The organism is Lelliottia sp. RWM.1, assembly GCF_016859735.1.
Lineage (GTDB): Bacteria > Pseudomonadota > Gammaproteobacteria > Enterobacterales > Enterobacteriaceae > Enterobacter.
In genome coordinates, this window is record NZ_WLVC01000001.1 from 14,593 (window position 1) to 39,015 (window position 24,423).

The window sequence follows — 24,423 nt, forward strand, 5'->3', positions numbered from 1 at the left end:
GCGGTTTTTACCCTCTCCCTTTTAGGGAGAGAGCAAGAGGTAGGGTTATAAATGCGCTTCAATATACCGCTGATAGCGGTTGGCTTTGAGGTAGCATAAATCCACCAGAACCAGCCCATCCACGCAGTTATTGAACGCCGGATCGCTGCCAAAATCGATGAATTGCACACCGCCCGGTTCACACAGTTCTGAATACTGCTTGTAGAGGGGCGGAATACCGCAGCCCAGATTACCGAGCAGCGATTTTAGCTTTGTCAGGTCATCCACATAATCGACGCCGCCAAATTGCGCCAGCACCTCCGGCAACGAGGCCGGGTATGGTTGACGGGATGCGGCAAAGGGGTGGCTGGCCGGGAACCACAGACGGTAAAACGCGACCAGCAGATCCCGCGCCGCAGGCGGTAATCCTCCGGAGATGGATACCGGACCGAAAAGGTAGCGGTAGTGGGGATAACGCGCCAGATAGGCCCCAATTCCTGACCACAGATAATCCAGACCACGGCGGCCCCAGTAGCGCGGCTGAATAAAGCTGCGTCCCAGTTCAATACCGTGCTCCAGAACATCCTGCATCTTGTCGTCATAATGGAACAGGCTGTAGCTGTAGAGGCCTTCCACACCACGGTGGGCAATCTGTCTGGCGGTCGGCATAAAACGGTACGCGCCGACGATTTCCAGATCCTCTTCATCCCACAGGATCAGGTGCAGATAATCATCGTCGTAGCTGTCGGTATCGCGACGTTTTCCACTGCCTTCTGCCACGGCACGAAACGCGATTTCCCGCAAGCGACCCAGTTCACGCAGCAGCGGTGCGTCTTCTTGTCCGTTGCGTTGCCACAGGTAAATGGTTTTTCCGTCGCCGGTTTTCCCCAGACATTCTGCCTGAGCCAGTTCACGGCGAAGCGTGGCCCGATCTTCAGGACGCGCGATGGCACATTCCGTTTTGAATATTCCCGGCAGGCCTTTGCCAAGGCGCATCACATGCTGGCGGCACTGCTCAGCCATTTCTCGCGGAGACAACGTGGTGCTAAACCAGCTATTCCACGCAATTTGCTGACCAATTTTAATCGGCAGTTGGCTGTGACGGCGGCGGAACATCTGCTGCATGAGCAGCAGCATGGAAAGCGTGGGCGATACCAGCGTGCTGGCGTAAAACAACGCGCTGTTATGTGCCTGAATATGCATGGGAAGCAGAGGGGCGCGGAGTTTACTGGCAAGTTTGATAAAGCCGGAATGCCATTTTTTATCGCGAATACCCCTGCGCGTGGGCCGTGACACTTCGCCTGCGGGGAAGAAAATCAGTACGCCTGCGTTTTGCAGGTGCTGTTCCATTTGCACCAGGGATGTTTTCGCTGTCTTACCGCCCATATTATCGACCGGTATAAACAGGGAACTAAGCGGTTCAAGGTGCGTGAGCATCCGGTTGGTCACCACTTTGATATCACGGCGTACGCGTGAAACGGCATACATCAGCGCCAGGCCGTCGAGGGTTCCGGTCGGATGGTTAGCCATAATGACCAATGGGCCATGTTCGGGGATTTGTTCAAGATCGCGGGCGGAAATGGTGCAGAGAATATCGAGATGTTCCAGAACTTGTTCCACCATATCCAGCCCTTTCAGGTGGCGGTGGGTGGCTGCAAACTGCTGGAATTCTTCTTCGTAGAACAGTCTTTTTAACAGACTTTTTTGCCAGGGTGCAGGCCTCGCCTGAGGCCAAAGGTCATCGAGAACACTGTCGAGACTAAACATGGTAACTCCTCCTGCCGTCTTGCGAAGACAGTAGAAGGGGCAGATGTCGGTTGTATTGCAGTTTGGTGAAGTTATTGCGTGGCTTCCCTCTCCAGGAGGAGAGGGAAAGGGAGGAATTAACGCAGAATTTTCTTCTCGGCCAGATCCAGCGCGAAGTAGGTGAAGATCAGATCCGCCCCCGCGCGTTTGATTGCGCCCAGGCTTTCCAGAATCACTTTCTCTTCGTCGATCGCACCGGCTTGCGCCGCGAATTTGATCATCGCATATTCACCGCTCACCTGGTATGCGCCCAGCGGCAACTGGGTGCGTTCGCGGATGTCGCGCAGGATATCCAGATATGCGCCAGCCGGTTTGACCATCAGGCAATCGGCGCCCTGAGCTTCATCGAGCAGGGATTCGCGGATCGCCTCGCGGCGGTTCAGCGGGTTCATCTGATAGGTTTTGCGATCGCCTTTCAGCGCTGTGCCTGCGGCTTCACGGAACGGGCCGTAGAAGGAGGAGGCGAATTTGGTGGAGTAGGACATGATGGCGGTATCTGTGAAGCCCGCAGCATCCAGCGCCTGACGGAGCGCCTGCACCTGGCCATCCATCGCGGCGGAAGGCGCGATGAAATCAGCGCCGGCAGCGGCGGCAACGACCGCCTGTTTGCCGAGGTTCAGCAGGGTGGCATCGTTATCTACGCCGTGGTCGCACAGCACACCACAGTGGCCGTGAGCGGTGTATTCGCAGAAACAGGTATCGGACATGACAATCATTTCCGGCACTGTCTCTTTGCAGATGCGCGACATGCGTGCCACCAGACCGTCTTCCTTCCAGGCATCGCTGCCGGTGGCATCAGTGTGGTGAGAGATGCCGAAGGTCATCACGGAGCGGATCCCGGCATTGGCAATGCGTTCGATCTCACGTGCCAGATGCTTTTCAGGAATGCGCATAACGCCGGGCATTGCATCGATGGCTTTGTAGTCATCGATCTCTTCTTCAACAAAAATCGGCAACACCAGATCGTTTAAGGTCAGTGTTGTCTCTTCAAACATAGCGCGCAGAGCCGGTGACTTGCGCAGGCGGCGGGGACGAGCAATTAAATCGGTCATGATATGCCTGACGTTTGAGGAACAAAGAAGGGCGCAGTGTACCTCAAATTTAACTGGGGTGTTTCGCAAAACAGGCGTTACACCCCAGACTTGTACGGTCAGGAAGCCGGGACAACCTGTGCTTTGTTGTCGCTCAGTTCGGCAACGAGGTTATTTATTCCGTCACTCATATTGACGAATCGGGTATTTGGCGAGCGTGTTACGACAACAAATGCGCCCACGTTTGATTGCGGGATCATCGCCATATAGGTAATGAATCCACCACCACCACCGGTTTTCTGAATAATGCCAGGGTGTCCATTTTTCGGTGCGAGGTAGACCCAGCCCATACCCAACGCATCGGCTTTACCCGGCACATCCATGCCCACCACACGGTGCAACTGACTGCGTTGGTAGATCAACGTCTGCATGCGGTCGGCCTGGTTGCTGCGAGAATAGAAATCAGACGAGAGGAACTGCTGCATCCAGCGCATCATGTCGCCAGGCGTGGAGTAAACACCACCACTCCCGATGGCCGCCAGTGTGTTGTTGCACGGGCTGGCCCCTTTTTCTGCCACCATCAGGCGTTTGCATTGGTCGGGTGAGGGGGTGAACGTCGTGTCTTTCATGCCCAGTGGGCGCGTGATTTGTTCTTCAAACAGCTGGGTATAGGGCTTGCCAGATGCCGTTGATAACGCATCAGCCAACAAATCAAACGCCAGGTTCGAATAGGACGCCTGTGAGCCAGGCGCGGTTTTCAGCGAGGCGGTGTTCAGATAGCTCCAGCGTTGTTCACGGGTCGGCCAGACGAAGACCGCTCTGTGCGCCGCTCCACCGGGTTGTTCACGAGGCAGGGCGCTAGTGTGGGTCGCCAGGTTTACCAGCGTAATCGGTGCTCCCTGATACGTTGGCACGCGAGTACCAGGTGGAGCGTACTTACTCAGGGGATCGTTGAGTTTCACCACGCCCTGGTCGAGCAACTTCACCAGCATTTCACTGGTCATTAACTTGGTTAATGACGCAATTCGAATGACCGAATCCAGTTGCGGATGAACATTACTTCCTGGGCGCGTTTCGCCAAAACTGCGAAAAACACGCTGGTTGCCGTCGATGACCACTAATGCCATGCCGGTTGCACCGCTGCCGTAGTAGATCAAATTTGCGTAGCGATCGGCAATATCAGAGGCAAAAGAAGGGGCTGTCAGCGGCTGGGCTGCCTGGACCGTGGATAGGCTTACCGCACACAGCGCGGCGAAAGAAAACAGACAACGTTTCAACGAAAAGCATCCATGAAGTGAATGAAGGAAGTAATGGGTATTTATACTACTAAACGGTGCGGTGCAATGGCCTGAATTGCATAACGATAGTGAGAAAAACGTAACCATGGGTAAATAAGAACAATTTCATTGTTCACCGCCTCCCATTTTGTGACATCGGGCTTATGATAGTCGTTTGTTTCGCTCAATTTTTCGGAGAAGGGTATGGCTGAGAAGCGTGTGGTTATGGTTATCGATATGCAACAGGGTGTCTTCGCGACCCCGCGTATTCAGCGCGAACAATGTGTTTCGCACATCAATCAACTCACGCAGGCCGCCGATATGGTTATTTTTATTCAGCATACCGAAACCGGAGGGCTGGAAGAGGGGAGTGACGGGTTTGCTCTGCTTCCTGAATTGCACCAGCCAGCAGGGGCATTTTACGTGACGAAGACGGCTTGTGATGCGTTTTATCACACTGCGCTTGAGGCACTGTTGCGCGAACAGGAGGTCGGTCAGTTTGTCATGTGCGGTTGTGCGACGGATTACTGTGTTGATGCCACTTTCAAGAACGGTGTCAGCCGTGGCTACCATATTACTGTCGCAGAAGATGCCCATACCACGGCAAACCGCCCGGCCGCAGAAGCCAAAACACTGATACAGCATTATAACGACGTCTGGCGCACTTTTATTGCACCGGATAATCCGCCTGTTGTGAAATCCACCGAAACAATTCTCGAAAACTGGAAAGCGAACTAATAATAAACCATTGGGTCTGACCCTTTTGCGCAGGCCAGATTGCGGGCCTGTCGCTGCATTTTCGTATGGCGATGTGTTGAACACAGCAACAGCCATAACTACAAGAAGGAAGCATTATGTTTACGTCTTTTTTCCCAAAACCGGGGCCATTTTTTCTCTCGGCGTTTATTTGGGCACTGATCGCGGTCATTTTCTGGCAGGCTGGTGGTGGCGTCTGGCTTGAGCACATCACAGGGGCCACGGGGGATGTGCCAATTAGCGCCGCCCGTTTCTGGTCGCTGAGTTATCTGCTGTTTTACGCCTATTACGTTGTGTGCGTGGGGCTGTTTGCACTTTTCTGGTTTACCTATTCGCCGCATCGCTGGCAGTACTGGTCGATCCTTGGCACATCGCTCATCATTTTTGTTACCTGGTTTTTGGTGGAAGTGGGCGTGGCTGTCAACGCATGGTATGCCCCGTTCTACGATTTGATTCAGACCGCGCTGAGCTCGCCACACAAGGTGACGATTAATCAGTTCTATCATGAGGTGGGGATCTTCCTCGGCATCGCCCTTATTGCCGTGGTGATTGGTGTAATGAATAACTTCTTCGTCAGCCACTATGTTTTTCGCTGGCGTACCGCAATGAACGAACACTACATGGCGCACTGGCAACATTTGCGTCATATCGAAGGTGCAGCCCAGCGTGTACAGGAAGACACCATGCGTTTTGCCTCCACTCTTGAAGATATGGGTGTGAGCTTTATTAACGCGATCATGACGCTGATTGCATTCCTGCCCGTTCTGGTGACGCTCTCCGCGCATGTGCCGGACCTGCCGATTGTTGGCCATCTGCCCTATGGACTGGTGATTGCTGCTATTGTCTGGTCTCTGATGGGGACGGGGCTGCTGGCCGTTGTTGGGATCAAACTGCCGGGACTGGAATTTAAAAACCAGCGTGTAGAAGCGGCGTATCGTAAAGAGTTGGTTTATGGTGAAGATGATGAAAACCGCGCTTCACCTCCGACCGTACGTGAACTTTTCGGTGCGGTACGTCGTAACTATTTCCGCCTCTACTTCCATTACATGTATTTCAATATCGCCCGCATTCTTTATCTACAGGTTGATAATGTTTTCGGTTTGTTCCTGCTGTTCCCGTCAATTGTTGCGGGTACGATCACTCTGGGCCTGATGACGCAGATTACTAACGTATTTGGTCAGGTTCGCGGTTCATTCCAGTATCTGATCAGTTCATGGACCACGTTGGTGGAACTGATGTCTATCTATAAACGTTTACGCAGTTTTGAGCGTGAACTGGATGGACAGGATCTGCAGGAAGTTACCAATACCTTAAGCTAATACAGGGAGTTGCTATGCTGTTTGTCGTACCGCGTGTGTTACCGTTGTCCTTGCTGGCCGCCATCGTGCTTGTGGGTTGTGCTGAGAAAGGAGCGGTTCCGCTCAAACAGGGGGAAAAACCGCTGGATGTGGCGAGTGTCGTACGGCAAAAAATGCCTGCCAGCGTGAAGGAACGCAATGCGTGGGCCGATGCGTTAGCGAAAACTTTTGAAAGCCAGAAGATTGCCCCCACCGAGGAGAATATCTGCTCGGTGCTGGCCGTCGCGCAACAGGAGTCTATGTACCAGGCCGATCCGGTCGTTCCCGGACTGAATAAAATCGCCTGGAAAGAGATCGACCGACGTGCCGGGACGATGCATATTCCGGTTTTCCTGGTGCATACCGCGCTCAAAATCACGTCGCCAAACGGCAAAACATACAGCGAACGTCTGGATACGGTGAAAACCGAGAAACAGCTGAGCGCAATTTTCGATGACTTTATTGATATGGTCCCGATGGGGCAGAAGCTGTTTGGTTCGCTGAACCCGGTACATACGGGCGGACCGATGCAGGTCAGTATTGCGTTTGCGGAAAAACATACCGACGGCTACCCGTGGAAGATTGATGATACGGTGCGCAAAGAGGTCTTCTCCTTGCGCGGTGGGCTCTGGTTTGGGACTTATCACCTGCTGAATTATCCGGCAAACTACAGCGCGCCATTGTACCGTTTCGCGGATTTTAATGCCGGATGGTACGCCAGTCGTAACGCTGCGTTCCAGAATGCGCTCAGTCGTGCCAGCGGTGTGAAACTGGCTCTGGACGGCGATCTGATTGCGTACGGTAGCAGTGAGGCAGGAACCACAGAGCTTGCGGTGCGTAAGCTTTCGGCAAAACTGGGAATGAGCAACAGCGATATTCGCCATCAGCTGGAAAAAGGCGATAGCCTGGCGTTTGAGAAAACGGATTTATACCAGCAGGTTTTCAGGCTGGCGGAACAGAAGAGCGGGAAAACATTGCCCAAAGAGGTTTTGCCTGGCATCCAACTGGAAAGCCCGAAGATAACGCGTAATCTTACCACGGCGTGGTTTGCAAAACGGGTGGATGATCGTCAGGCACGTTGCATGGCGCTGTAAGGGTAAGACTCAGGGATGACGTCGCCAGCGCAGCACCAGTGCGACAATGCCCAGAATCATACAACCCGCAATAAACGGAATGAGCCCAAATACGGTGGCCACACCAAACCCCATCTCTACCTGTGGTCGACCAGAATCCTGCACTTGCATCAGGTGTTCATACACGCCTGGAGCGTGCACCAGGATGTTGAGAAGCTGTGAACCCGCCCAGAAGCAGAACAGCACAAACAGGGCATAAGCAATGTTGCCTGCGGTGGAGGTTTTTGGTTGTTTGCCGCCAAAAATCGGCTTTGACAAGGTAAAATCAGCCATAAAGACCTCCCGATAATTCACTCTGTTCAGAAACGCGTCGTACAGGGTGAGTTTGACAGGTCATCACGTTTGTCAATATCAGAATCGTGGTAATTTGCGCTAAGGCATTCTCCTGGATTGCTGATTTCTGCATCACATCACAGTTTTTTGACTTAAGTGAAACTGTCTCGTATTTAAGAATTACCGCATCCGCCACAGACCTGATTATTAAACTGTGAGAGGATGTCTTTTTTTCTGTCGGAGTTGCCATGAAGCTGTCTGCCAAACTACGCCGTGACTGGCATTACTATGCTTTTGCCATTGGGCTGATATTTATTCTTAACGGTGTTGTGGGGCTGCTGGGATTTGAAGCAAAAGGCTGGCAAACCTATGCGGTTGGACTGGTGACCTGGGTAATCAGTTTCTGGTTGGCAGGATTCATTATCCGCCGCCGGCCTGAGGACACGACAGCGGATGAGGCGGAAACGGTGAAGAAAAGCGATTAACCGTTTACCGAGCTTTTGAGGGCGCTATCGGCGGCATGTCGTTCCAGCGCCAGTTCGATCAAGCGGGTGATCAGTGCCGGATAGCTAAGGCCGCTGGCCTGCCAGAGTTTCGGGTACATGCTGATATTCGTAAAGCCCGGCAGCGTATTGATTTCGTTGATCACCACGTCGTTTTCCGGGGTTAAAAACACGTCGACACGCGCCATACCTGAGCAGCCCAGTGCCTGATAGGCCTCAACGGCGATCGCCAGGATCTTGTCATTGATGACCGAATCGATGGCCGCAGGAACTACAACCTGAGCGCCTTTGTCATCAATGTACTTGGTATCGTAAGAGTAGAAATCGCTGTTTAACACCACTTCACCGCAGGTGCTCGCCTGTGGGAAATCGTTACCCAACACCGCACATTCAATTTCGCGCCCTTTGATGCCTTGCTCTACCACCACTTTATGGTCAAATTCAAACGCCAGGCGGACGGCTTCGGTAAACTGCGTTTCGTTTGTTACTTTGCTTACGCCCACGGAAGAACCCTGATTTGCAGGCTTAACAAACAGCGGCAGGCCTAACCGGGCGCTGATCTGGGCGAAGCTGTGCGTAGTGCGGTTAGCACGGGTGAGCGTGACAAAAGGTGCGATGTTCAGACCTGCGTCACGCAGCAGACGTTTGGTGACGTCTTTGTCCATGCAGGCGGCAGAGCCCAGTACATCGGAACCGACAAACGGCAGGTTAGCCATGCGCAACATACCCTGCAAAGATCCATCCTCTCCCAGTGTGCCGTGCACGATCGGGAAGATCACATCAATTTGAGCCAGCGTTTTCGCGTTACCAGCGTCGATGAACTGCCCCTGAGTCACGCCTGGAACGGTTGCCACGCTGATTTCAGATGGATTGAGGGCGATATGGGCCGGATCGTTCGCATTCAACAGATACTGGCTGGTATCGTTAACATGCCATTGGCCTTGTTTATCAATACCCAACAGAACAACCTCGAAGCGGTTTTTATCAATGGCATCGACGATATTTTTGGCCGACTGCAATGAAACTTCGTGTTCTGCTGATTTTCCCCCAAAGACAATTCCTACCCGCTGCTTTGCCATCTCACTCTCTTCCAGTATGACTAAAAGCCTATAACATACCACGATGCCATGCGGGTTTCGCGGCCTTCTGCCATAATGTTTTGGTGTGGTTTTTAAAGCATAATTCACCGCCCCTCAGAGGAAAGTTTGTGACATATTTCACAAATATGATGACTGGGAAGATAAAACACCAAAGTCATTCATGCCGCATCTCTGGCGCTACGTAAATGCACGTAACTTGCTAATCTGTGGACGAATTCGCCTAAAAATGAAGATTGCGTCAGTTATGGAATCCTGGAAAGTTAACCTTATTTCGGTCTGGTTTGGTTGTTTTTTTACCGGACTCGCCATCAGCCAGATTTTACCCTTCTTGCCTTTGTATGTGGCGCAGTTAGGCGTCAGCTCACACGAGGCGTTGTCCATGTGGTCGGGTCTGACGTTCAGCGTGACATTTTTGGTCTCCGCAATCGTGTCGCCCATGTGGGGCAGCCTTGCCGATCGTAAAGGACGCAAGCTCATGCTGCTGCGTGCCTCGCTGGGAATGGCGGTGGCGATTCTTCTTCAGGCGTATGCGACGAATGTCTGGCAACTGTTTTTACTGCGTGGCCTGATGGGGCTGACATCCGGCTATATTCCCAATGCGATGGCCCTGGTGGCGTCACAGGTTCCACGCGAGAGGAGCGGTTGGGCACTCAGCACGCTTTCAACGGCACAGATTAGTGGCGTCATTGGTGGCCCGCTGATGGGGGGCTTCCTGGCTGACCATGTGGGTCTGCGCGCGGTATTTTTCATTACCGCCATGTTGCTGGTGATCAGTTTCCTGGTCACGCTATTTCTCATCAAAGAGGGAGGGCGTCCACCTGTCAGCAAATCTGAGCGCCTGAGCGGTAAGGCGGTCTTTGCATCGCTACCCTATCCGGGGCTGATGATCAGTCTCTTCGTGACCACGATGGTGATTCAACTCTGTAATGGCTCGGTGGGGCCCATTCTGGCGTTGTTTATTAAGTCGATGGAGCCGGACAGCAATAATATCGCCTTCCTCAGCGGGATGATTGCCGCAGTGCCTGGCGTATCCGCGCTTATTTCCGCACCGCGTCTGGGGAAACTGGGCGATCGCATCGGAACCGCCCGGATACTGATGGCCACGCTTATTTTTGCGGTGGTGCTGTTTTTTGCCATGTCGTTCGTCACCTCGCCACTTCAGCTTGGGGTGCTCCGGTTCTTGCTGGGGTTTGCCGATGGCGCAATGTTACCCGCAGTACAAACCCTGCTGGTTAAATATTCCAGCGATCAGGTCACAGGGCGTATCTTCGGATATAACCAATCATTTATGTATCTGGGAAATGTCGCGGGCCCGCTTATTGGTGCATCGGTTTCCGCGATGGCTGGCTTCCGGTGGGTCTTTGCCGCCACGGCAGTGGTAGTATTGCTGAATATTATTCAACTGGCTATTGCATTGCGCCGTCGCCAGCAAATAGCAGAGGCAAAGGCTGAACGTTAATATCCAGACCAATGCATTATATATTCTTATGGCCACTATGTTTTTATATAACAAAAAATGCAGTGGCTTTTTTAATGATTTTACCGGGTGTGTTGATGGGTTTTAATAATAGAAAAACGTTTCGCTGATAAGCGACGGCAAATATTTACACTGTAAAGTGTTTTTTGCATAAGATAATACCTTTCACCTCTTTGCATTGTTGATTCAGAGTGCTAAGTTCAGCAGAAATCCCATAAGGAAATAGCACGATGAAAAATCTCATTGCTGAGTTGCTGGTTAAGCTTGCACAAAAGGAAGAGGAGTCAAAAGAACTGGTTGCCCAGGTTGAGGCGTTGGAAATTGTTGTCACAGCGTTGCTGCGACAAATGGCGAAACAGGATCAACTGGCATTGATTCAAAGCATCGAGGGCGCGCTCGATGATGCCAGACCGGATTCTCAGGTTCCTGTTCAGGATACGGAGATGCTTCAGCAATACGTAAAAAAGCTATTAAGGCATCCTCGCAACTAAACCGTCATCGAACATAACGGCTTGTCATAGAAATGTCATGCAGGTTGCCTATAGTCGCTCTGTTTTATTTTTATGTATTTTTACATGGAGAAAGTAAATTGAAACAGAGCGCACTTTTCATCGCATTAATACCCCTGTTATTTACCCCTGTAATTCATGCTGAAACCACGAATACCAGTGTACTGGATAATCGTGCAGCACAGGGCGATATCACCCAGCCTGGTGGCGCACGCCGGTTATCAGAAGATCAAACGGCTGCAATTCGTGCATCACTGAATGACAAACCAGCAAAAAATATTATTTTGCTGATTGGTGATGGCATGGGGGATTCTGAAATTACCGCCGCGCGAAATTATGCCGAAGGGGCGGGTGGTTATTTTAAGGGTATTGATGCATTACCCCTTACCGGACAATACACGCATTACGCACTGGACAAAAAAACCGGTAAACCGGATTACGTGACGGACTCTGCCGCATCTGCAACGGCGTGGACAACCGGCGTGAAAACCTATAATGGCGCGCTGGGCGTAGACATTCACGAGAAAGATCATCAAACCATTCTGGAAATGGCAAAAGCGGCGGGGCTGGCAACCGGCAACGTCTCTACCGCGGAACTTCAGGATGCAACACCTGCAGCGCTTATCTCACATGTGACATCGCGTAAATGCTATGGCCCGTCTGTTACCAGCGAAAAATGTCCGACGAACGCCCTGGAAAAAGGAGGTAAAGGCTCTATTACTGAGCAGTTGCTGAATGCGCGTGCAGATGTGACTCTGGGCGGGGGCGCGAAAACCTTCGCAGAAACGGCCACGGCGGGTGACTGGCAGGGTAAAACGCTGCGTGAACAAGCCCAGGCTCGTGGTTATCAGATGGTGAGCGATGCCACCTCTCTGGCGGCTATCACTGAAGCAAATCAGGACAAACCTTTGCTGGGACTCTTCTCTGACGGCAACATGCCTGTGCGTTGGGAAGGCCCAAAAGCCTCTTACCACGGCAATATCGACAAGCCAGCGGTAACCTGCACACCTAACCCGAAACGTAACGACAGCGTACCGACGCTGGCGGCCATGACGGATAAAGCCATCTCCCTGTTGAGCAAGAGCGAAAAAGGCTTCTTCCTGCAGGTCGAAGGGGCATCAATCGATAAACAGGATCATGCGGCTAACCCATGTGGTCAGATTGGTGAAACGGTCGATCTGGATGAAGCTGTGCAGAAAGCGCTGGAATTTGCGAAGAAAGACGGCAATACCCTCGTGGTCGTTACGGCTGACCATGCGCATGCCAGCCAAATCATTCCTTCTGACACTAAAGCTCCGGGCCTGACACAGGCGCTGAATACCAAAGATGGTGCAGTGATGGTCATGAGCTATGGCAACTCTGAAGAAGAGTCAATGGAACATACCGGCACGCAATTGCGCATCGCGGCGTACGGCCCACATGCGGCAAACGTGGTAGGGCTGACCGATCAAACCGATCTGTTCTACACCATGAAAGCGGCTCTGGGACTGAAATAAGAGACTCACCCGGCGGAAATTATCCCTGCCGGGTGGTTTTTTCTCTGCCACGAACCAGACTTACAGTGAATCTTCACAAAAGGATGGTGCAATGAAAATAACATTACTGGTTACCCTGCTTTCTGGCATGTTTCTGATCTCTTCAGTACATGCTGCCGAAAAAACATTAACCCCTCAGCAGCAACGAATGACCACCTGCAATCAGCAGGCAACCGCCAAGACGCTAAAAGGGGATGCGCGTAAGACCTACATGAGCGATTGCCTGAAAAATAGTGCGTCGAAACCGGATGAGAAAAGCCTGACACCACAGCAGCAAAAAATGCGCGAATGTAATGCCCAGGCAACGGAGCAATCGCTCAAAGGTGACGATCGCAGCAAGTTTATGAGCGGCTGTCTGAAGAAAAAAGCGTAGTCCTAACGGGTGAGCGGGCGTTATGGCTCACCCGAAATTTCATACTTTCCCCGCCCCCTCTCTCTCTATAATTGGGAAAATGTTTCAGAATATTCCCAAAAATGATGAATGATGAAAACTTTTACAATAAAGAACGCATTCGGGAAGAGTGGCATCAAAACCTTTCTCAGGATGACTCCCACCGCTCCGGTATTCGATTTTCCCGGCGGGTGCGTCTCGCTCGGGTAACCGGTCTGGCCGCCATGTTTTTCCCCATTGCGGGAGTATTGGTCACCCATCTGATTCCCGGCGGATGGTGGTTATTTTTGGTGGGTTGGGCGTTTGTCTGGCCTCACCTGGCCTGGCAACTTTCCTGCCGTTCACCTGACTCCCACAGCACCGAAATAAATAACCTGAAACTCGATGCGATCATCGCAGGAATATGGATTGGGTTGATGGGCGTGAATGTACTGCCAGCCGTGGCACTGGTCATGATGATTGGCATGAACATGATGGGGTCTGGCGGTTTTCGGTTATTTGTCTGCGGGATCACGATGACCGTGATTTCAACCCTGGTGACGCTACAACTGACTGGCAGAGTTGTGGCGTTTATGCCAGACCCGCTGGCATGGTGGCTGACGTTGCCTGTGATGGTCCTGTACCCGATGCTGTTTGCATGGGTGAGCCATGAGACTGCGATTAGGCTTGCTGAACACAAACGCCATCTTGAACTGATGAGTACCCGCGATGGAATGACTGGTGTATTTAACCGTCGTCACTGGGAAACATTCTTACTGAAAGAATATGAAAATTGCCGCCGTAGCCACGGTGATGCGGCTATTTTACTTATCGATATCGACCACTTTAAGAGCATCAACGATACGTGGGGGCATGACGTCGGCGATGAAGCTATTATCGCCATTACTCGCCAGTTGCAAATGACTCTGCGCGCAGGTGATGTGATTGGACGCTTTGGTGGCGATGAGTTTGCCGTGATTATGTCCGGGACGCCGGCCGAAAAAGCGATTGCAGCGATGTCTCGTGTTCATGAACGACTGGAAAAATTGTCGCTTCCGAGCGCACCGCAAGAGCGGCTGCGTATTAGTGTCGGAATTGCGCCGTGGGGACCGCAGTTCGGACATCATCGCGAATGGTTAAAAGCGGCGGATGTTGCCCTCTATAAAGCCAAGAATGCCGGACGTGGCCGCACTGAAGTGGCGGCATAACGTCCGGAGGTACATCTTAAGATTTACTGAGCTTTTCTGATTTTTCCATGCATTTTGCCATCGCTTCTATGACGGCTGCGCGGAACCCGCGCTCTTCAAGTACACGCACTGCTTCAATGGTTGTCCCGCCTGGTGAGCACACCATATCCTTCAGCTCACCCGGATGTTTACCGGTTTCCAGCACCATTTTGGCTGAACCCATTACTGCCTGGGCTGCAAATTTATAGGCCTGGGCTCGTGGCATACCGCCGAGAACCGCGGCATCAGCCATTGCTTCGAGAAACATGAAGACATAGGCTGGCGCCGATCCGCTCACACCCACAACCGGGTGGATCATTGCTTCAGCGATCACTTCAGCTTCGCCAAAGCAGCGGAAAATATTCAATACATCCGCCACGTCCTCTGGAGTGACCAATGCATTAGGCGTTACAGAGGTCATTCCTGCATTAACCAGCGATGGCGTATTCGGCATGGCGCGGACGATTTTACGATCGTGGCCTAATGCCCTGGCCAGTTGATCCAGTGTGACACCTGCCGCAATCGACACAACCAGCGTATCTTTGTTCAGACTTGAGGTCACTTCACTCAGGACTTTGATCATGATGTTAGGTTTGACTGCGCCAAAGACAATATCAGCAACCTGGGCGACTTCCTGTGCGCTTTCCGCAGCATTGATACCGTACTCATCGCGCAATGCGGCAACTTTATCGGGCGAGGGAGTATAGACCCAAATTTGTCCAGGCAGAACCTGTCCACTGGCAATGAGACCACCAAGAATGGCTTTTCCCATGTTGCCACAGCCAATAAAGCCGATTTTCTTCTCCATCATGTCTCTCCGTTATTATGCGTTGTTGTCTCTGATTGATAGCTTTATAGCTTAACAATGAAAAGCAGGCGACAATAGCAATCAATGTCATCATGAGGAGACAACATGGCAATTTGGGTAGATGCGGACGCGTGTCCGAATGTGATTAAAGAAATTTTATTTCGTGCGGCTGAGCGCGTACAGATGCCGTTAACGTTGGTTGCCAATCAGAACTTACGTGTACCACCTTCGAAGTTTATCCGTTCGATGCGTGTCCCTGCCGGGTTTGACGTCGCGGATAACGAAATTGTGCGCCTGTGCAGTCCAGAGGATTTGGTGATCACTGCGGATATCCCACTGGCGGCGGAAGTACTGGAGAAAGGCGCTGCGGCTTTGAATCCACGTGGTGAGCGCTATTCACCATCAACAATACGCCAGAAACTGACCATGCGTGATTTTATGGATACCCTGCGGGCCAGTGGGGTTCAAACAGGTGGGCCAGACAGTCTTTCTCAGCGAGACCGACAACTTTTTGCAGCGGAGCTGGATAAATGGCTGCTGGAAGTGAAACGTCGTACCGCGTAATGATAAGCATTGCTAAATTGTGGTACAGTGTGGCAACTGCAGGGTTGTCATTGAGTACCGCTTTGCAGTAAAGTTAGCGCAACATCTACTGCAATCATTTCTTTACAGTCTTCACGCCGTCCGGCATCAAGGGGAACACCTGGTTATGACCCAACCCATCTTTTTAGTTGGCCCCCGTGGCTGTGGGAAAACCACCGTTGGACTGGAACTGGCACGCGTGTGTCAAAGTCAGTTTGTCGATACCGACCACTGGCTGCAAACGCATGCTGGCGTTACCATTGCAGAGATTGTTGAAAAGGAAGGCTGGGAAAGTTTTCGTGCGCGTGAAACGGCCACGTTAGAAGCGGTCACTGCTCCTTCAACCATTATTGCGACCGGCGGCGGTATTATCCTTGCCGAATGTAATCGCCAGTTTATGCGCGAAAAAGGCGTTGTGATTTATCTCTGCGCTCCCGTACCTACGCTGGTTGAACGCCTGGAGGCATTTCCTGAAGAAGGGCAGCGCCCTACGTTAACCGGTAAGCCGATAAGTGAAGAAGTGAGTGACGTGCTGGCTGAACGCGATGCGCTATACCGCGAAGCGGCGCATCATGTGGTTGATGCTTCTCTGACACCTGAACAGGTTGTCCACTCGATTACCACGGCGTTACGCCTCGCCTGCGCCAGCTAGCTGGCGTCTATACTTATAGTTCAGCCCAACAGCCAGGATGAACTATGCCAAACAGACCTCCTTACCCACGTCATGCGCGCATTATTACTGTAGAAAAAGGTCATCCAGGGCATACCGTGACCTGGTTTCAATTGCGTGCGGACTATCCCACTCCGGATTCGCTTATCAGCGAACACGAGACTGAAAATGAAGCGCTGGATGCCAAACAGCGCTACGAAGATCCCGAAAAAATCTGAACGACATCTCAATCTGTCCATAACTGTGCCCAAATCACACTTTTCACTCATCGGGAATGTTAAGCAGGAGTTAATATTTAGTTATTACAGGTAGATTCGGACAGGCCCGCCGATCTTTACATTTCGGTGTACAGATCACCTGCTACGCTTTTGTGCTGTTTCGTTGAAAACATGAACTGTGCAGCGTAGTGAGCCTGTACCTGTGTGACAGCTGTGGTAGTGATGAAAGGCGATCAAAATGAAGGCGACGTTGGCGATCCTCACCATTGGTGTGGTCCCTGTAAGCGAAGTATTACCGCTCTTAACTGAGCATGTCTCTGAACAACAAATCACACATCTTAGCTTGCTGGGTAAGATGAGTCGGGAAGAGGTCATGGAAGACTACGCGCTTGAAGAGGGTGAGGACCCCCTACCGACGTTATTAAGTGACGGTAAACTGGCGAATGTGTCACGTCAGAAAATCGAGCGCTCACTTCAGGGGGTAATCGAAGTGCTCGATAATCAAGGGTATGACGTTATTTTACTGATGAGTACGGCCCCGATTCAGGGCCTGCTTGCGCGTAATGCGATTCTGCTGGAGCCCATGCGGATTATCCCGCCGCTGGTGGCTTCGATTGTCGATGGACATCAGGTGGGGGTCATTGTCCCAATAGAAGAGCTTCTGGATAATCAGGCCGCTAAATGGAGCGCCCTTGAGCGCACACCATCGTATGCACTGGCTAATCCAGTCGGGGGTAGTGAAGCAACGCTTATTGCCGCAGGGCAGGCATTGCTCGATCAGGGGGCTGATGTGTTGATACTGGACTGTCTCGGATTTCACCAGCGACATCGTGATTTATTGCAAAAAGCGCTGGATGTACCGGTCCTGTTATCCAACGTGCTGATGGCACGTCTGGCATCAGAATTACTGGCGTAATGATTTTGCGTGACAGGTTATGAGCATGGCCCCTATAGTGGATTTTTATCCAAAGATATAAGGGCCAGTTCATGCTTCAAAGTAACGAATACTTTTCCGGTAAAGTGAAATCCATTAGTTTTACCAGCAGCAGTACTGGCCGCGCCAGTGTTGGCGTAATGGCAGAAGGGGAATATACCTTTGGCACTGCGGAGCCTGAAGAGATGACGGTGGTAAGCGGTGCGCTGAATGTATTGCTGCCAGGTGAGACTGAATGGAAAGTGTATGCTGCCGGACAGGTGTTCAACGTACCTGGTCACAGTGAATTTCATTTGCAGGTTGCCGAGCCAACCTCGTATCTGTGCCGTTATCTGTAAGATTGTTCCCCTCTCCTTTACGGGAGAGGGGAACAGCGTTAGCGCTGCGCTTCCCCGCCTAAGCCTTCTACCAGACTCTGAATCAAGGCCGCCAGTTCGCCAGTCATCAGGATAAAGTCCGCGTCAAAGCGTTGGGCAAAATCTTCGCGGTCGATATCTTCGTTCTGGTCACGAAGTTCGTCGCAGAACTTCAGACGTTTCACGGAACCGTCGTCGCACATCACAAACTGGATGCGTTGCTGCCAGTCCAGTGCCAGTTTTGTGACGACTTTGCCTGCTTCAATGTGTACGGCTATTTCGTCGCTCACCAGATCCTGTTTTTTCGCGCGGATCACGCCGCCATCTTCAAGCAGAGCTTTCAACTCCGCTTCATCCAGCAACTGGAAGCCCTGGGCAGCACTGCCGCTACGTACCCACTCGGTCAGCGTCAGCTCAATAGGCGTTTCCATTGCCAGTGGGACCACGGGTAAAGAGCCGAGGCTTTTACGCAGCAGAGCCAGGGTGTCTTCTGCCTTCTTGGCACTGGCGCAGTCGACCATGATCAACCCGTTTACGGTGTCGATCCACATCATGGTTTGATTGAAACGGCTGAAGGCACGCGGCAGCAGCGAGTGCAGAACTTCATCTTTCAGCGAATCTTTTTCGGTTTTTTTCAGCTTACGACCCTGTTCGGCCTCCAGCTTGAAGATCTTCGCTTCGAGCGCCTGCTTAACCACCGGCGTTGGCAGGATTTTTTCTTCTTTACGGGCGCAGACGATGATTTGACCATTGGTCGTGTGGGTCAGAGCATCGCTTTGTGAGCCCATCGGAGGAACCCAACCGGTTTTGGCCATATCCTGGCTACCGCAAGGGGTAAACGCATAAGCGGCTAACTGTTTTTCCATCTCTTCTGCGCTCAGCGAGACGTCGCGGCTGAGACGGTAAACCATCAAATTTTTGAACCACAGCATGATAATTTCCACGGCCTTGTCGTTAAATCAGCGGGCATGATAACGAATTGTCGCATCGCTTGCATTGCTAATCGGGTAGCTGGCTTCTACTCTGTTGATAATCAAAATAAAGAGGAGTGCCTTGTGCGTATTGGTATTGATTTAGGCGGAACCAAAACAGAAGTCATCGCACTGGGCGAGCAGGGGGAACAATGGTTTCGCCACCGCCTGCCAACACCGCGTGATGATTATCGGCAAACCATTGAAACCATCGCATCGCTTGTCGACATGGCAGAAAAAGCAACGGGGCAAACAGGCACTGTTGGGATGGGGATCCCCGGCTCTATTTCGCCTTACACGGGCGTGGTGAAAAATGCGAACTCTACCTGGCTTAATGGTCAGCCTTTTGATAAGGATTTAAGCGCTCGTCTTAACCGTGAAGTCCGTCTGGCCAATGATGCCAACTGTCTGGCCGTTTCTGAGGCCATTGATGGCGCAGCGGCGGGCGCGAAAACCGTGTTTGCCGTCATCATTGGTACGGGCTGTGGTGCGGGGGTGGCGTTTAATGGGCGCTCGCACATCGGGGGAAACGGTACTGCGGGTGAATGGGGGCATAACCCTTTGCCATGGCCGGATGACGATGAGCTGAAATATCGCGCTGAAGTGCCGTGTTACTGCGGTAAGCAGGGCTGCATTGAGACCTTCATCTCAGGAACCGGGTTTGCTACCGACTACCGTCGCCTGAGCGGTCATCCGCTGAAAGGCAGTGAAATCATGCATCTTGTTGGGGAAAACGATCCCATTGCAGAGCGTGCGTTAAGCCGTTATGAGATGCGTCTGGCGAAATCACTGGCACACGTAGTGAATATTCTGGATCCTGATGTGATTGTGTTGGGCGGTGGGATGAGTAACGTCGATCGTCTGTACACCACAGTACCGAATCTGGTGAAACAGTGGGTGTTCGGTGGAGAATGTGAAACGCCTATCCGCAAAGCGGTCCACGGAGATTCCAGCGGCGTGCGCGGCGCGGCGTGGTTGTGGCCGGAATAAAAGCAAAACGGCAACATTTGTTGCCGTTTTGAGTGTTTATGCCCTCTCCCTGTGGGAGAGGGCCAGGGGGAGGGCTGCAGACCGAACAGATCTACCCCACCATCACTCCACCGAAAACGCTTTATCCAGCTTGCTGTAACCTAGTCCGTTGATTTTTTTCACTTTGATCTGCACCGGAATGCGCTCTTTCATCGCCTCCACATGGCTGATAACGCCGATGGTTTTCCCGGTGGCGTTTAAGGCATCCAGTGCATCCAGCGCGGTGTCCAGCGTTTCGCTATCCAGCGTGCCGAATCCTTCGTCAAGGAACAGCGAATCGATCCGCGTTTTGTGGCTGACCAAATCGGAGAGTGCCAGAGCCAGGGCAAGGCTCACGAGGAAGCTTTCCCCACCTGAAAGCGTGCGCGTATCGCGAACTGCATCTGCCTGCCAGGTATCAACCACTTCCAGCTCCAGTGCATCGCTGGCTTTACGTTGCAGCAGGTAGCGCCCGTGCAGGCGGTTGAGCTGCTGGTTAGCAAGCCACACCAGGTTATCCAGGGTCAGGCCCTGGGCGAACTTACGGAAGCGATCGCCTGTGCTGGAGCCAATCAGCGAATTCAGATAGCCCCAGTCGTCGGCAAGGTGAGCGGCCTCTTCAATCTGTTGCCGTAACGTTTGCTGATGCTGGCGGTTATCACTGTCCTGTTTCAGTTGCTGGCGAATTTCACCCTGGCGGGTAGTATTTTCGCGCAGGGTGAGTGCGATGTGTTGTAACTGCGCTTGTAGCGTGACGGTGTCAGATTCCAGCGCATCAGGGCGATGCTGCTGATGCTCATGCAGCTGCTGATTCGCCTGACTGGAAAGTGCGGTGGCTTGCTGGAGTTGGTTATCCAGGGTTTGTTTTAGCTGTTCCAGACGGCGCAGGATATCGTCATCAAGCAGTGCTGCCAGGAAAGCCTCCTGATTAGCAAATACGCTTGCCGTAAGCGCCGCCGAAAACTGTGCCTGAGCGTGTTGAAGGCGTTCGCTTTCCAGATTTTCCTGCTGTTGCAGCGTTGTTAGCTGGCTTTGCAAGGATACGCACGTATTGTGGATCTCGCGCCAGTTCTCCGGGATATCGGATTCTGCTTCAGCGCTATCCCTCTCAGGAAGCGTATCAAGCAGCGGCGTCAGGGCGTCTATACGCGCTTGTATTGCGTTTTGCTGAGTTAGTTTTTCCTGCCAGCACGCAAATTCGTTCTCACGTTCTGCCAGCCAGGACGTTTCTGTGCCTTCGGCGGGTGCGCTCAGTGAAAGGGGATGCAGAGCCGTTTCCAGCGTAAGGCGGGTTGCCTCAATCTGTTGCTGGCACTGACGTTTCTGCGCTTCCTGTTCGTTGAGCTGGTTTTGCAGCCCCAGACGCTGGCTCAGCAGATAAAGCTGGCGTTCAAAGTGCTCCTGCTCATCTATCCAGGAGGCGATATCATCCTGAATATTCAGCGTAATATTCAGGCTAGCGCACGCCTCTAACCACTCCTTAGTGAGCGCTTGCTCTTCCTGAGAAAGCGTCTGTAGCTCTTCCGTTTCACGCTGGATCTGGCTGGTCAGGGCATTTACCTGCCCGAGTATCAGCAACCCTTCTTCTTTCAGGGCTGCAACCTCTTTCTCCATCGCATCACGGCGGCGCTGGTTTTCGGAAAGCGCCAGTGCCTGGTATTGCGCCACTGCCGGATGTTCGGTTGAACCGCAGAGTGGGCAGGGTTTCCCGGCCTCTAGCCGCGCCCGGTGGCTTTCAAGATCTTTAATTGTCTCTTCGTGCTGACATAACGTTTTAAGATCCTGGTAATGCTGGTTTTTTTCTTTGAATTGTTGTCGGCGTTGCGCCAGGGTTTCGTTAAGTTTTGTCTGTTCCGTCTGTGCTTTTTGTACACTTTCGCTGTTGTGGGCAAGGCGTTTTTGCAGTGGCTGATAGCGGGCATGAAGCGTAGTCAGTCGCTGGCGCGCGGCGCGGGACTGCGTTTGCTGCTCCATAGCGGCCGCAACGTCATCGGCTGACAACGTGAGAGTGTTTTCCGGTAACTCAGCGAGCTTCCGACGCAACTCCGCGAGACGACTGGTGATTGTCGTTAGCTGGTTTTTATCGCGATTATGCTGGGAAAAATGTGCCCGCCAGCCAGCAATTTCCTGTCCCCACAACCGGAAACGGTCATGCTCTGCGAGCCACTGAGTGAGTACGTTTTGCTCAGCCAGCCCTTGTTCGCGCGCGCGCAGCGCGCCGTGACGAATACGCCCCCGCCGTGCCACAGTGGACTGTAAGCGAGCATTTACTTCGGTAATTTGCTGTTTTGTCTGAGCAAGGCGCGTGGCTTGTTCTTGCTGATGCGCCCAAAGGGGACGTAATTGCGCAGCAGGTTGTGCCAGTTGTCGTTTTTCCAGATCGGGTGCGGCATCGGCGAGGGCCTGTTGCGCCTGTTGCTGCATTGCCACCGCCCGCTGTTGTTCGCGTAAAAGCTCGTCGTTACGTGTAAGCCATTGAAACGCTTTCTGTTGGCTTTGCTGCTGCGCCAGCAGGGTTTTCTCTTCGTCTGTAAGTACCTGCAAACTGTCCAGCACCTGCTGCTGTTGCTCCTCGCTTAGCAGCACCACACCAGCGGCCTGCGCTTCACGCAATTCAAGCTCACTGCGCGCTGCTTTGTGTTTCTCAAATACCATTGCGGAAATCTGGCCGTAGATCTCTGTGCCGGTTAACTCTTCCAGTAATTCGGCGCGCTCTTTTGGTTTGGCGTTGAGGAAGGCTGCGAACTGGCCCTGAGAGAGCAACATTGATCGGGTGAAACGACCATAATCCAGCCCGGTCAGCGAGGCGGTCAAATCCAGTTTATCTTTCACTTTATCGGCGAGGATTTTACCATCTTCACACTGTGCCAGCTCGACGCGGGGCGCTTGTAAGTTTCCGTCTGGTTGATTCCGCGCGCGGTTCTGGCTCCAGAATGCGCGATAAGCCACACCTTTCACTTCAAACTCGACTTCCGCCAGACATTCAGCAGTATCACGTGTCATCAGGTCGTTTTGCGATTGTGACACGGTATTCAGACGAGGTGTTTCGTGGTACAGCGCCAGGCAGATGGCATCGAGAAGGGTCGTTTTCCCCGCTCCTGTTGCGCCAGTAATGGCAAACAGTCCGTTGCTGGCGAATGGTTCGGCGGTAAAGTCGATTTTCCACTCACCTTTCAGGGAGTTGAGGTTTTTGAGACGCAGGCTGAGAATTTTCATGCGTTTTCATCCTCGTCATTAAGCGCATGCAGGGTATGGGTGAACAGTTCGTTGAGCCGCGCTCGTTTTGCGTCGTCGATCTCTTCCTGAGATAAACGTCGTTCAAACACCTCTTCAACCCGGAGTTCACTGAGCGTTTCACGCTGTGCACTTTGCAGTATTTTCTCGCGCTGTTCGCGGCTGCGACGCACCAGCAAAACCTCTACCGGCAGGTCTTCCGTCAGCGCCTGAATCTTACGCTGCATACCATGCAGGTAGTCATCGGTAGTGATTTCAATATCGAGCCAGACGGCAGGATGCTGCGCCATGCCACGCCACTGTTCCAGTTGAGCGGTGATGGCCGCCAGATCGCCTTTCAGCACGGCCAGCGGCTGAGTCACAGGCACGCCCAGCGTCTCAACAGCGCTGAGTTTGCCGTCGGAAAAGCTCACCAGGTGTACGGACTTTGCTTTGCCTGTTTCATCGAAACTGAGCGAAATGGGAGAGCCGCAGTAGCGAATGTGTTCGCTGCCGCCAATCATCTGCGCCCGGTGAATGTGCCCAAGGGCAATATAATCGGCAGGGGGAAAGTTTTGCGCCGGGAAGGCGTCGAGTGTTCCGATATAAATATCACGTACAGCATCACTTTTGCTGGCTCCGACGGTGGTCAGATGCCCGGTTGCAATCACGGGAATAGCCTGTTCGCCGCGCAGTGCGCAAGCCTCAATGTATTGCTGGTGATAGTAGTCAGTGATGGCCTGTAATAAATGCTGCTGCTTTTCGCTGCCGGAAAACCCGGCCTGGCTTTGTACGATGTCGCGCGGGCGTAAAAAAGGAATCGGGCACAGCACCGCACCTGGCGTACCGTCGCGTTTTTTCAGGATCTGCGGAGCGTGTCCGGCGTTTGCGACGACGGTCGTGTTCAGAAATGCGAGGATATCTCGCGACTCGTTGAGTGTGGCGACCGAGTCATGATTACCTGCGACTATCACCAGATGGCAGCCTGTTCGCTGGAGATGCACCACAAAACGGTTGTAAAGTTCTCGCGCATAACTGGGTGGGGAACCTGTATCGAAAATATCGCCCGCCACGATGATCGCATCCACATCATGTGACTGGGCTGTGTCCAGCAGCCAGTTCAGGAACGCTTCATGTTCAGCGGCGCGGCTTTTGCTGTAAAAGTTTTGACCCAGATGCCAGTCCGAGGTGTGAAGTATGCGCATAACAGATCCATGGCGAAAAAAGGAATGGGCGATTATAAACTTTCAGGAGCAGGAAAATAACCGCTGTAATAAAACAACAGTTTGCCATTTGTAGTGGTCATGTTTTTCATAAATCTGTCATAAATCTGACGCATAATGACGCCGCA

24 protein-coding genes are annotated in these 24,423 nt (G+C 52.5%); 15 read left to right on the forward strand and 9 right to left on the reverse strand.

All coding sequences use genetic code 11. The features are described 5' to 3' along the window. Positions 1-45: 45 nt before the first annotated feature. The 3 genes from GF617_RS00080 to ampH all read right to left on the reverse strand — a co-directional run bounded on the left by GF617_RS00080 (position 46) and on the right by ampH (position 4,093). A complete protein-coding gene (locus GF617_RS00080) occupies positions 46-1,746 on the reverse strand; it encodes a lysophospholipid acyltransferase family protein (protein ID WP_181622403.1) in 1,701 nt (566 codons plus the stop codon). A 116-nt stretch (positions 1,747-1,862) separates the two neighbouring features. Continuing rightward, complete coding sequence (gene hemB / locus GF617_RS00085) at positions 1,863-2,837, reverse strand: porphobilinogen synthase (RefSeq protein ID WP_203450809.1); 975 nt, start codon at positions 2,835-2,837, stop codon at positions 1,863-1,865. 98 nt (positions 2,838-2,935) lie between these two features. Further along, the gene (ampH, locus tag GF617_RS00090; RefSeq protein WP_203450810.1) at positions 2,936-4,093 is read right to left on the reverse strand and encodes a D-alanyl-D-alanine-carboxypeptidase/endopeptidase AmpH; all 1,158 of its coding nucleotides are present in this window, start codon (positions 4,091-4,093) and stop codon (positions 2,936-2,938) included. Between the two features lie 204 nt (positions 4,094-4,297). Here ampH and GF617_RS00095 point away from each other — a divergent pair, with 204 nt between their 5' ends. The 3 genes from GF617_RS00095 to GF617_RS00105 all read left to right on the forward strand — a co-directional run bounded on the left by GF617_RS00095 (position 4,298) and on the right by GF617_RS00105 (position 7,280). Beyond that, positions 4,298-4,831 (forward strand): isochorismatase family protein, encoded by a 534-nt coding sequence (locus GF617_RS00095; RefSeq protein ID WP_181622406.1) that lies wholly within the window; start codon positions 4,298-4,300, stop codon positions 4,829-4,831. Positions 4,832-4,947: 116 nt separating this feature from the next. Next, positions 4,948-6,168 carry a peptide antibiotic transporter SbmA gene (gene sbmA / locus GF617_RS00100; protein WP_203450811.1) on the forward strand — a complete coding sequence of 407 codons (1,221 nt, stop codon included), beginning with the start codon at positions 4,948-4,950 and terminating at the stop codon, positions 6,166-6,168. 14 nt (positions 6,169-6,182) lie between these two features. Beyond that, entirely contained in the window at positions 6,183-7,280 is a 1,098-nt protein-coding gene (locus tag GF617_RS00105) for a DUF1615 domain-containing protein (protein WP_203450812.1), read from the forward strand. 9 nt (positions 7,281-7,289) lie between these two features. Here the strand turns inward: GF617_RS00105 and GF617_RS00110 are convergent, their stop codons facing one another. Continuing rightward, entirely contained in the window at positions 7,290-7,592 is a 303-nt protein-coding gene (locus GF617_RS00110) for a DUF2755 family protein (protein WP_181622409.1), read from the reverse strand. 248 nt (positions 7,593-7,840) lie between these two features. On the opposite strand from GF617_RS00110, the gene GF617_RS00115 reads away from it, so the two are divergent. Further along, positions 7,841-8,077, forward strand: coding sequence for a DUF2754 domain-containing protein (locus tag GF617_RS00115; protein ID WP_181622410.1), 237 nt, complete (start codon positions 7,841-7,843; stop codon positions 8,075-8,077). On the opposite strand, the gene ddlA is transcribed toward GF617_RS00115, so the two are convergent. After that, positions 8,074-9,174, reverse strand: coding sequence for a D-alanine--D-alanine ligase (gene ddlA, locus GF617_RS00120; RefSeq protein WP_203450813.1), 1,101 nt, complete (start codon positions 9,172-9,174; stop codon positions 8,074-8,076). The two genes, GF617_RS00115 and ddlA, sit on opposite strands and share 4 nt — an antisense overlap. Before the next feature lie 265 nt (positions 9,175-9,439). On the opposite strand from ddlA, the gene GF617_RS00125 reads away from it, so the two are divergent. The 5 genes from GF617_RS00125 to adrA all read left to right on the forward strand — a co-directional run bounded on the left by GF617_RS00125 (position 9,440) and on the right by adrA (position 14,294). Further along, entirely contained in the window at positions 9,440-10,654 is a 1,215-nt protein-coding gene (locus GF617_RS00125) for a multidrug efflux MFS transporter (RefSeq protein ID WP_181622412.1), read from the forward strand. 248 nt (positions 10,655-10,902) lie between these two features. Next, positions 10,903-11,163, forward strand: coding sequence for an anti-adapter protein IraP (gene iraP, locus GF617_RS00130; RefSeq protein ID WP_181622413.1), 261 nt, complete (start codon positions 10,903-10,905; stop codon positions 11,161-11,163). A gap of 98 nt (positions 11,164-11,261) precedes the next feature. Continuing rightward, a complete protein-coding gene (gene phoA, locus GF617_RS00135) occupies positions 11,262-12,677 on the forward strand; it encodes an alkaline phosphatase (RefSeq protein ID WP_181622414.1) in 1,416 nt (471 codons plus the stop codon). A gap of 91 nt (positions 12,678-12,768) precedes the next feature. Next, entirely contained in the window at positions 12,769-13,089 is a 321-nt protein-coding gene (gene psiF / locus GF617_RS00140) for a phosphate starvation-inducible protein PsiF (protein ID WP_181622415.1), read from the forward strand. A gap of 101 nt (positions 13,090-13,190) precedes the next feature. Beyond that, a complete protein-coding gene (gene adrA / locus GF617_RS00145; protein WP_203450814.1) occupies positions 13,191-14,294 on the forward strand; it encodes a diguanylate cyclase AdrA in 1,104 nt (367 codons plus the stop codon). A gap of 16 nt (positions 14,295-14,310) precedes the next feature. On the opposite strand, the gene proC is transcribed toward adrA, so the two are convergent. Next, positions 14,311-15,120 (reverse strand): pyrroline-5-carboxylate reductase, encoded by an 810-nt coding sequence (gene proC, locus GF617_RS00150; protein ID WP_181623697.1) that lies wholly within the window; start codon positions 15,118-15,120, stop codon positions 14,311-14,313. 105 nt (positions 15,121-15,225) lie between these two features. Here proC and GF617_RS00155 point away from each other — a divergent pair, with 105 nt between their 5' ends. The 5 genes from GF617_RS00155 (at position 15,226) to ppnP (ending at position 17,862) form a co-directional block, all read left to right on the forward strand. Continuing rightward, positions 15,226-15,684 carry a YaiI/YqxD family protein gene (locus GF617_RS00155; protein ID WP_181622417.1) on the forward strand — a complete coding sequence of 153 codons (459 nt, stop codon included), beginning with the start codon at positions 15,226-15,228 and terminating at the stop codon, positions 15,682-15,684. A 145-nt stretch (positions 15,685-15,829) separates the two neighbouring features. Continuing rightward, positions 15,830-16,354, forward strand: coding sequence for a shikimate kinase AroL (aroL, locus tag GF617_RS00160; RefSeq protein ID WP_181622418.1), 525 nt, complete (start codon positions 15,830-15,832; stop codon positions 16,352-16,354). A 44-nt stretch (positions 16,355-16,398) separates the two neighbouring features. Continuing rightward, positions 16,399-16,590 carry a YaiA family protein gene (locus GF617_RS00165; protein WP_181622419.1) on the forward strand — a complete coding sequence of 64 codons (192 nt, stop codon included), beginning with the start codon at positions 16,399-16,401 and terminating at the stop codon, positions 16,588-16,590. 238 nt (positions 16,591-16,828) lie between these two features. Continuing rightward, positions 16,829-17,506 (forward strand): AroM family protein, encoded by a 678-nt coding sequence (locus tag GF617_RS00170; RefSeq protein ID WP_181622420.1) that lies wholly within the window; start codon positions 16,829-16,831, stop codon positions 17,504-17,506. Between the two features lie 71 nt (positions 17,507-17,577). Beyond that, entirely contained in the window at positions 17,578-17,862 is a 285-nt protein-coding gene (gene ppnP / locus GF617_RS00175; protein ID WP_203450815.1) for a pyrimidine/purine nucleoside phosphorylase, read from the forward strand. Between the two features lie 38 nt (positions 17,863-17,900). Here the strand turns inward: ppnP and rdgC are convergent, their stop codons facing one another. Continuing rightward, positions 17,901-18,812, reverse strand: coding sequence for a recombination-associated protein RdgC (rdgC, locus tag GF617_RS00180; protein WP_181622422.1), 912 nt, complete (start codon positions 18,810-18,812; stop codon positions 17,901-17,903). A gap of 123 nt (positions 18,813-18,935) precedes the next feature. Between rdgC and mak the strand changes: the two genes are divergently transcribed. Beyond that, positions 18,936-19,841, forward strand: a complete 906-nt coding sequence (gene mak, locus GF617_RS00185) for a fructokinase (RefSeq protein WP_181622423.1) — start codon at positions 18,936-18,938, stop codon at positions 19,839-19,841. 102 nt (positions 19,842-19,943) lie between these two features. On the opposite strand, the gene sbcC is transcribed toward mak, so the two are convergent. Together sbcC and sbcD are read right to left on the reverse strand one after the other, a co-directional pair. After that, a complete protein-coding gene (gene sbcC, locus GF617_RS00190; RefSeq protein ID WP_203450816.1) occupies positions 19,944-23,075 on the reverse strand; it encodes an exonuclease subunit SbcC in 3,132 nt (1,043 codons plus the stop codon). Further along, entirely contained in the window at positions 23,072-24,277 is a 1,206-nt protein-coding gene (sbcD, locus tag GF617_RS00195; RefSeq protein WP_203450817.1) for an exonuclease subunit SbcD, read from the reverse strand. The genes sbcC and sbcD overlap by 4 nt, the downstream gene beginning before the upstream one ends. Between the last annotated feature and the right edge of the window lie 146 nt (positions 24,278-24,423).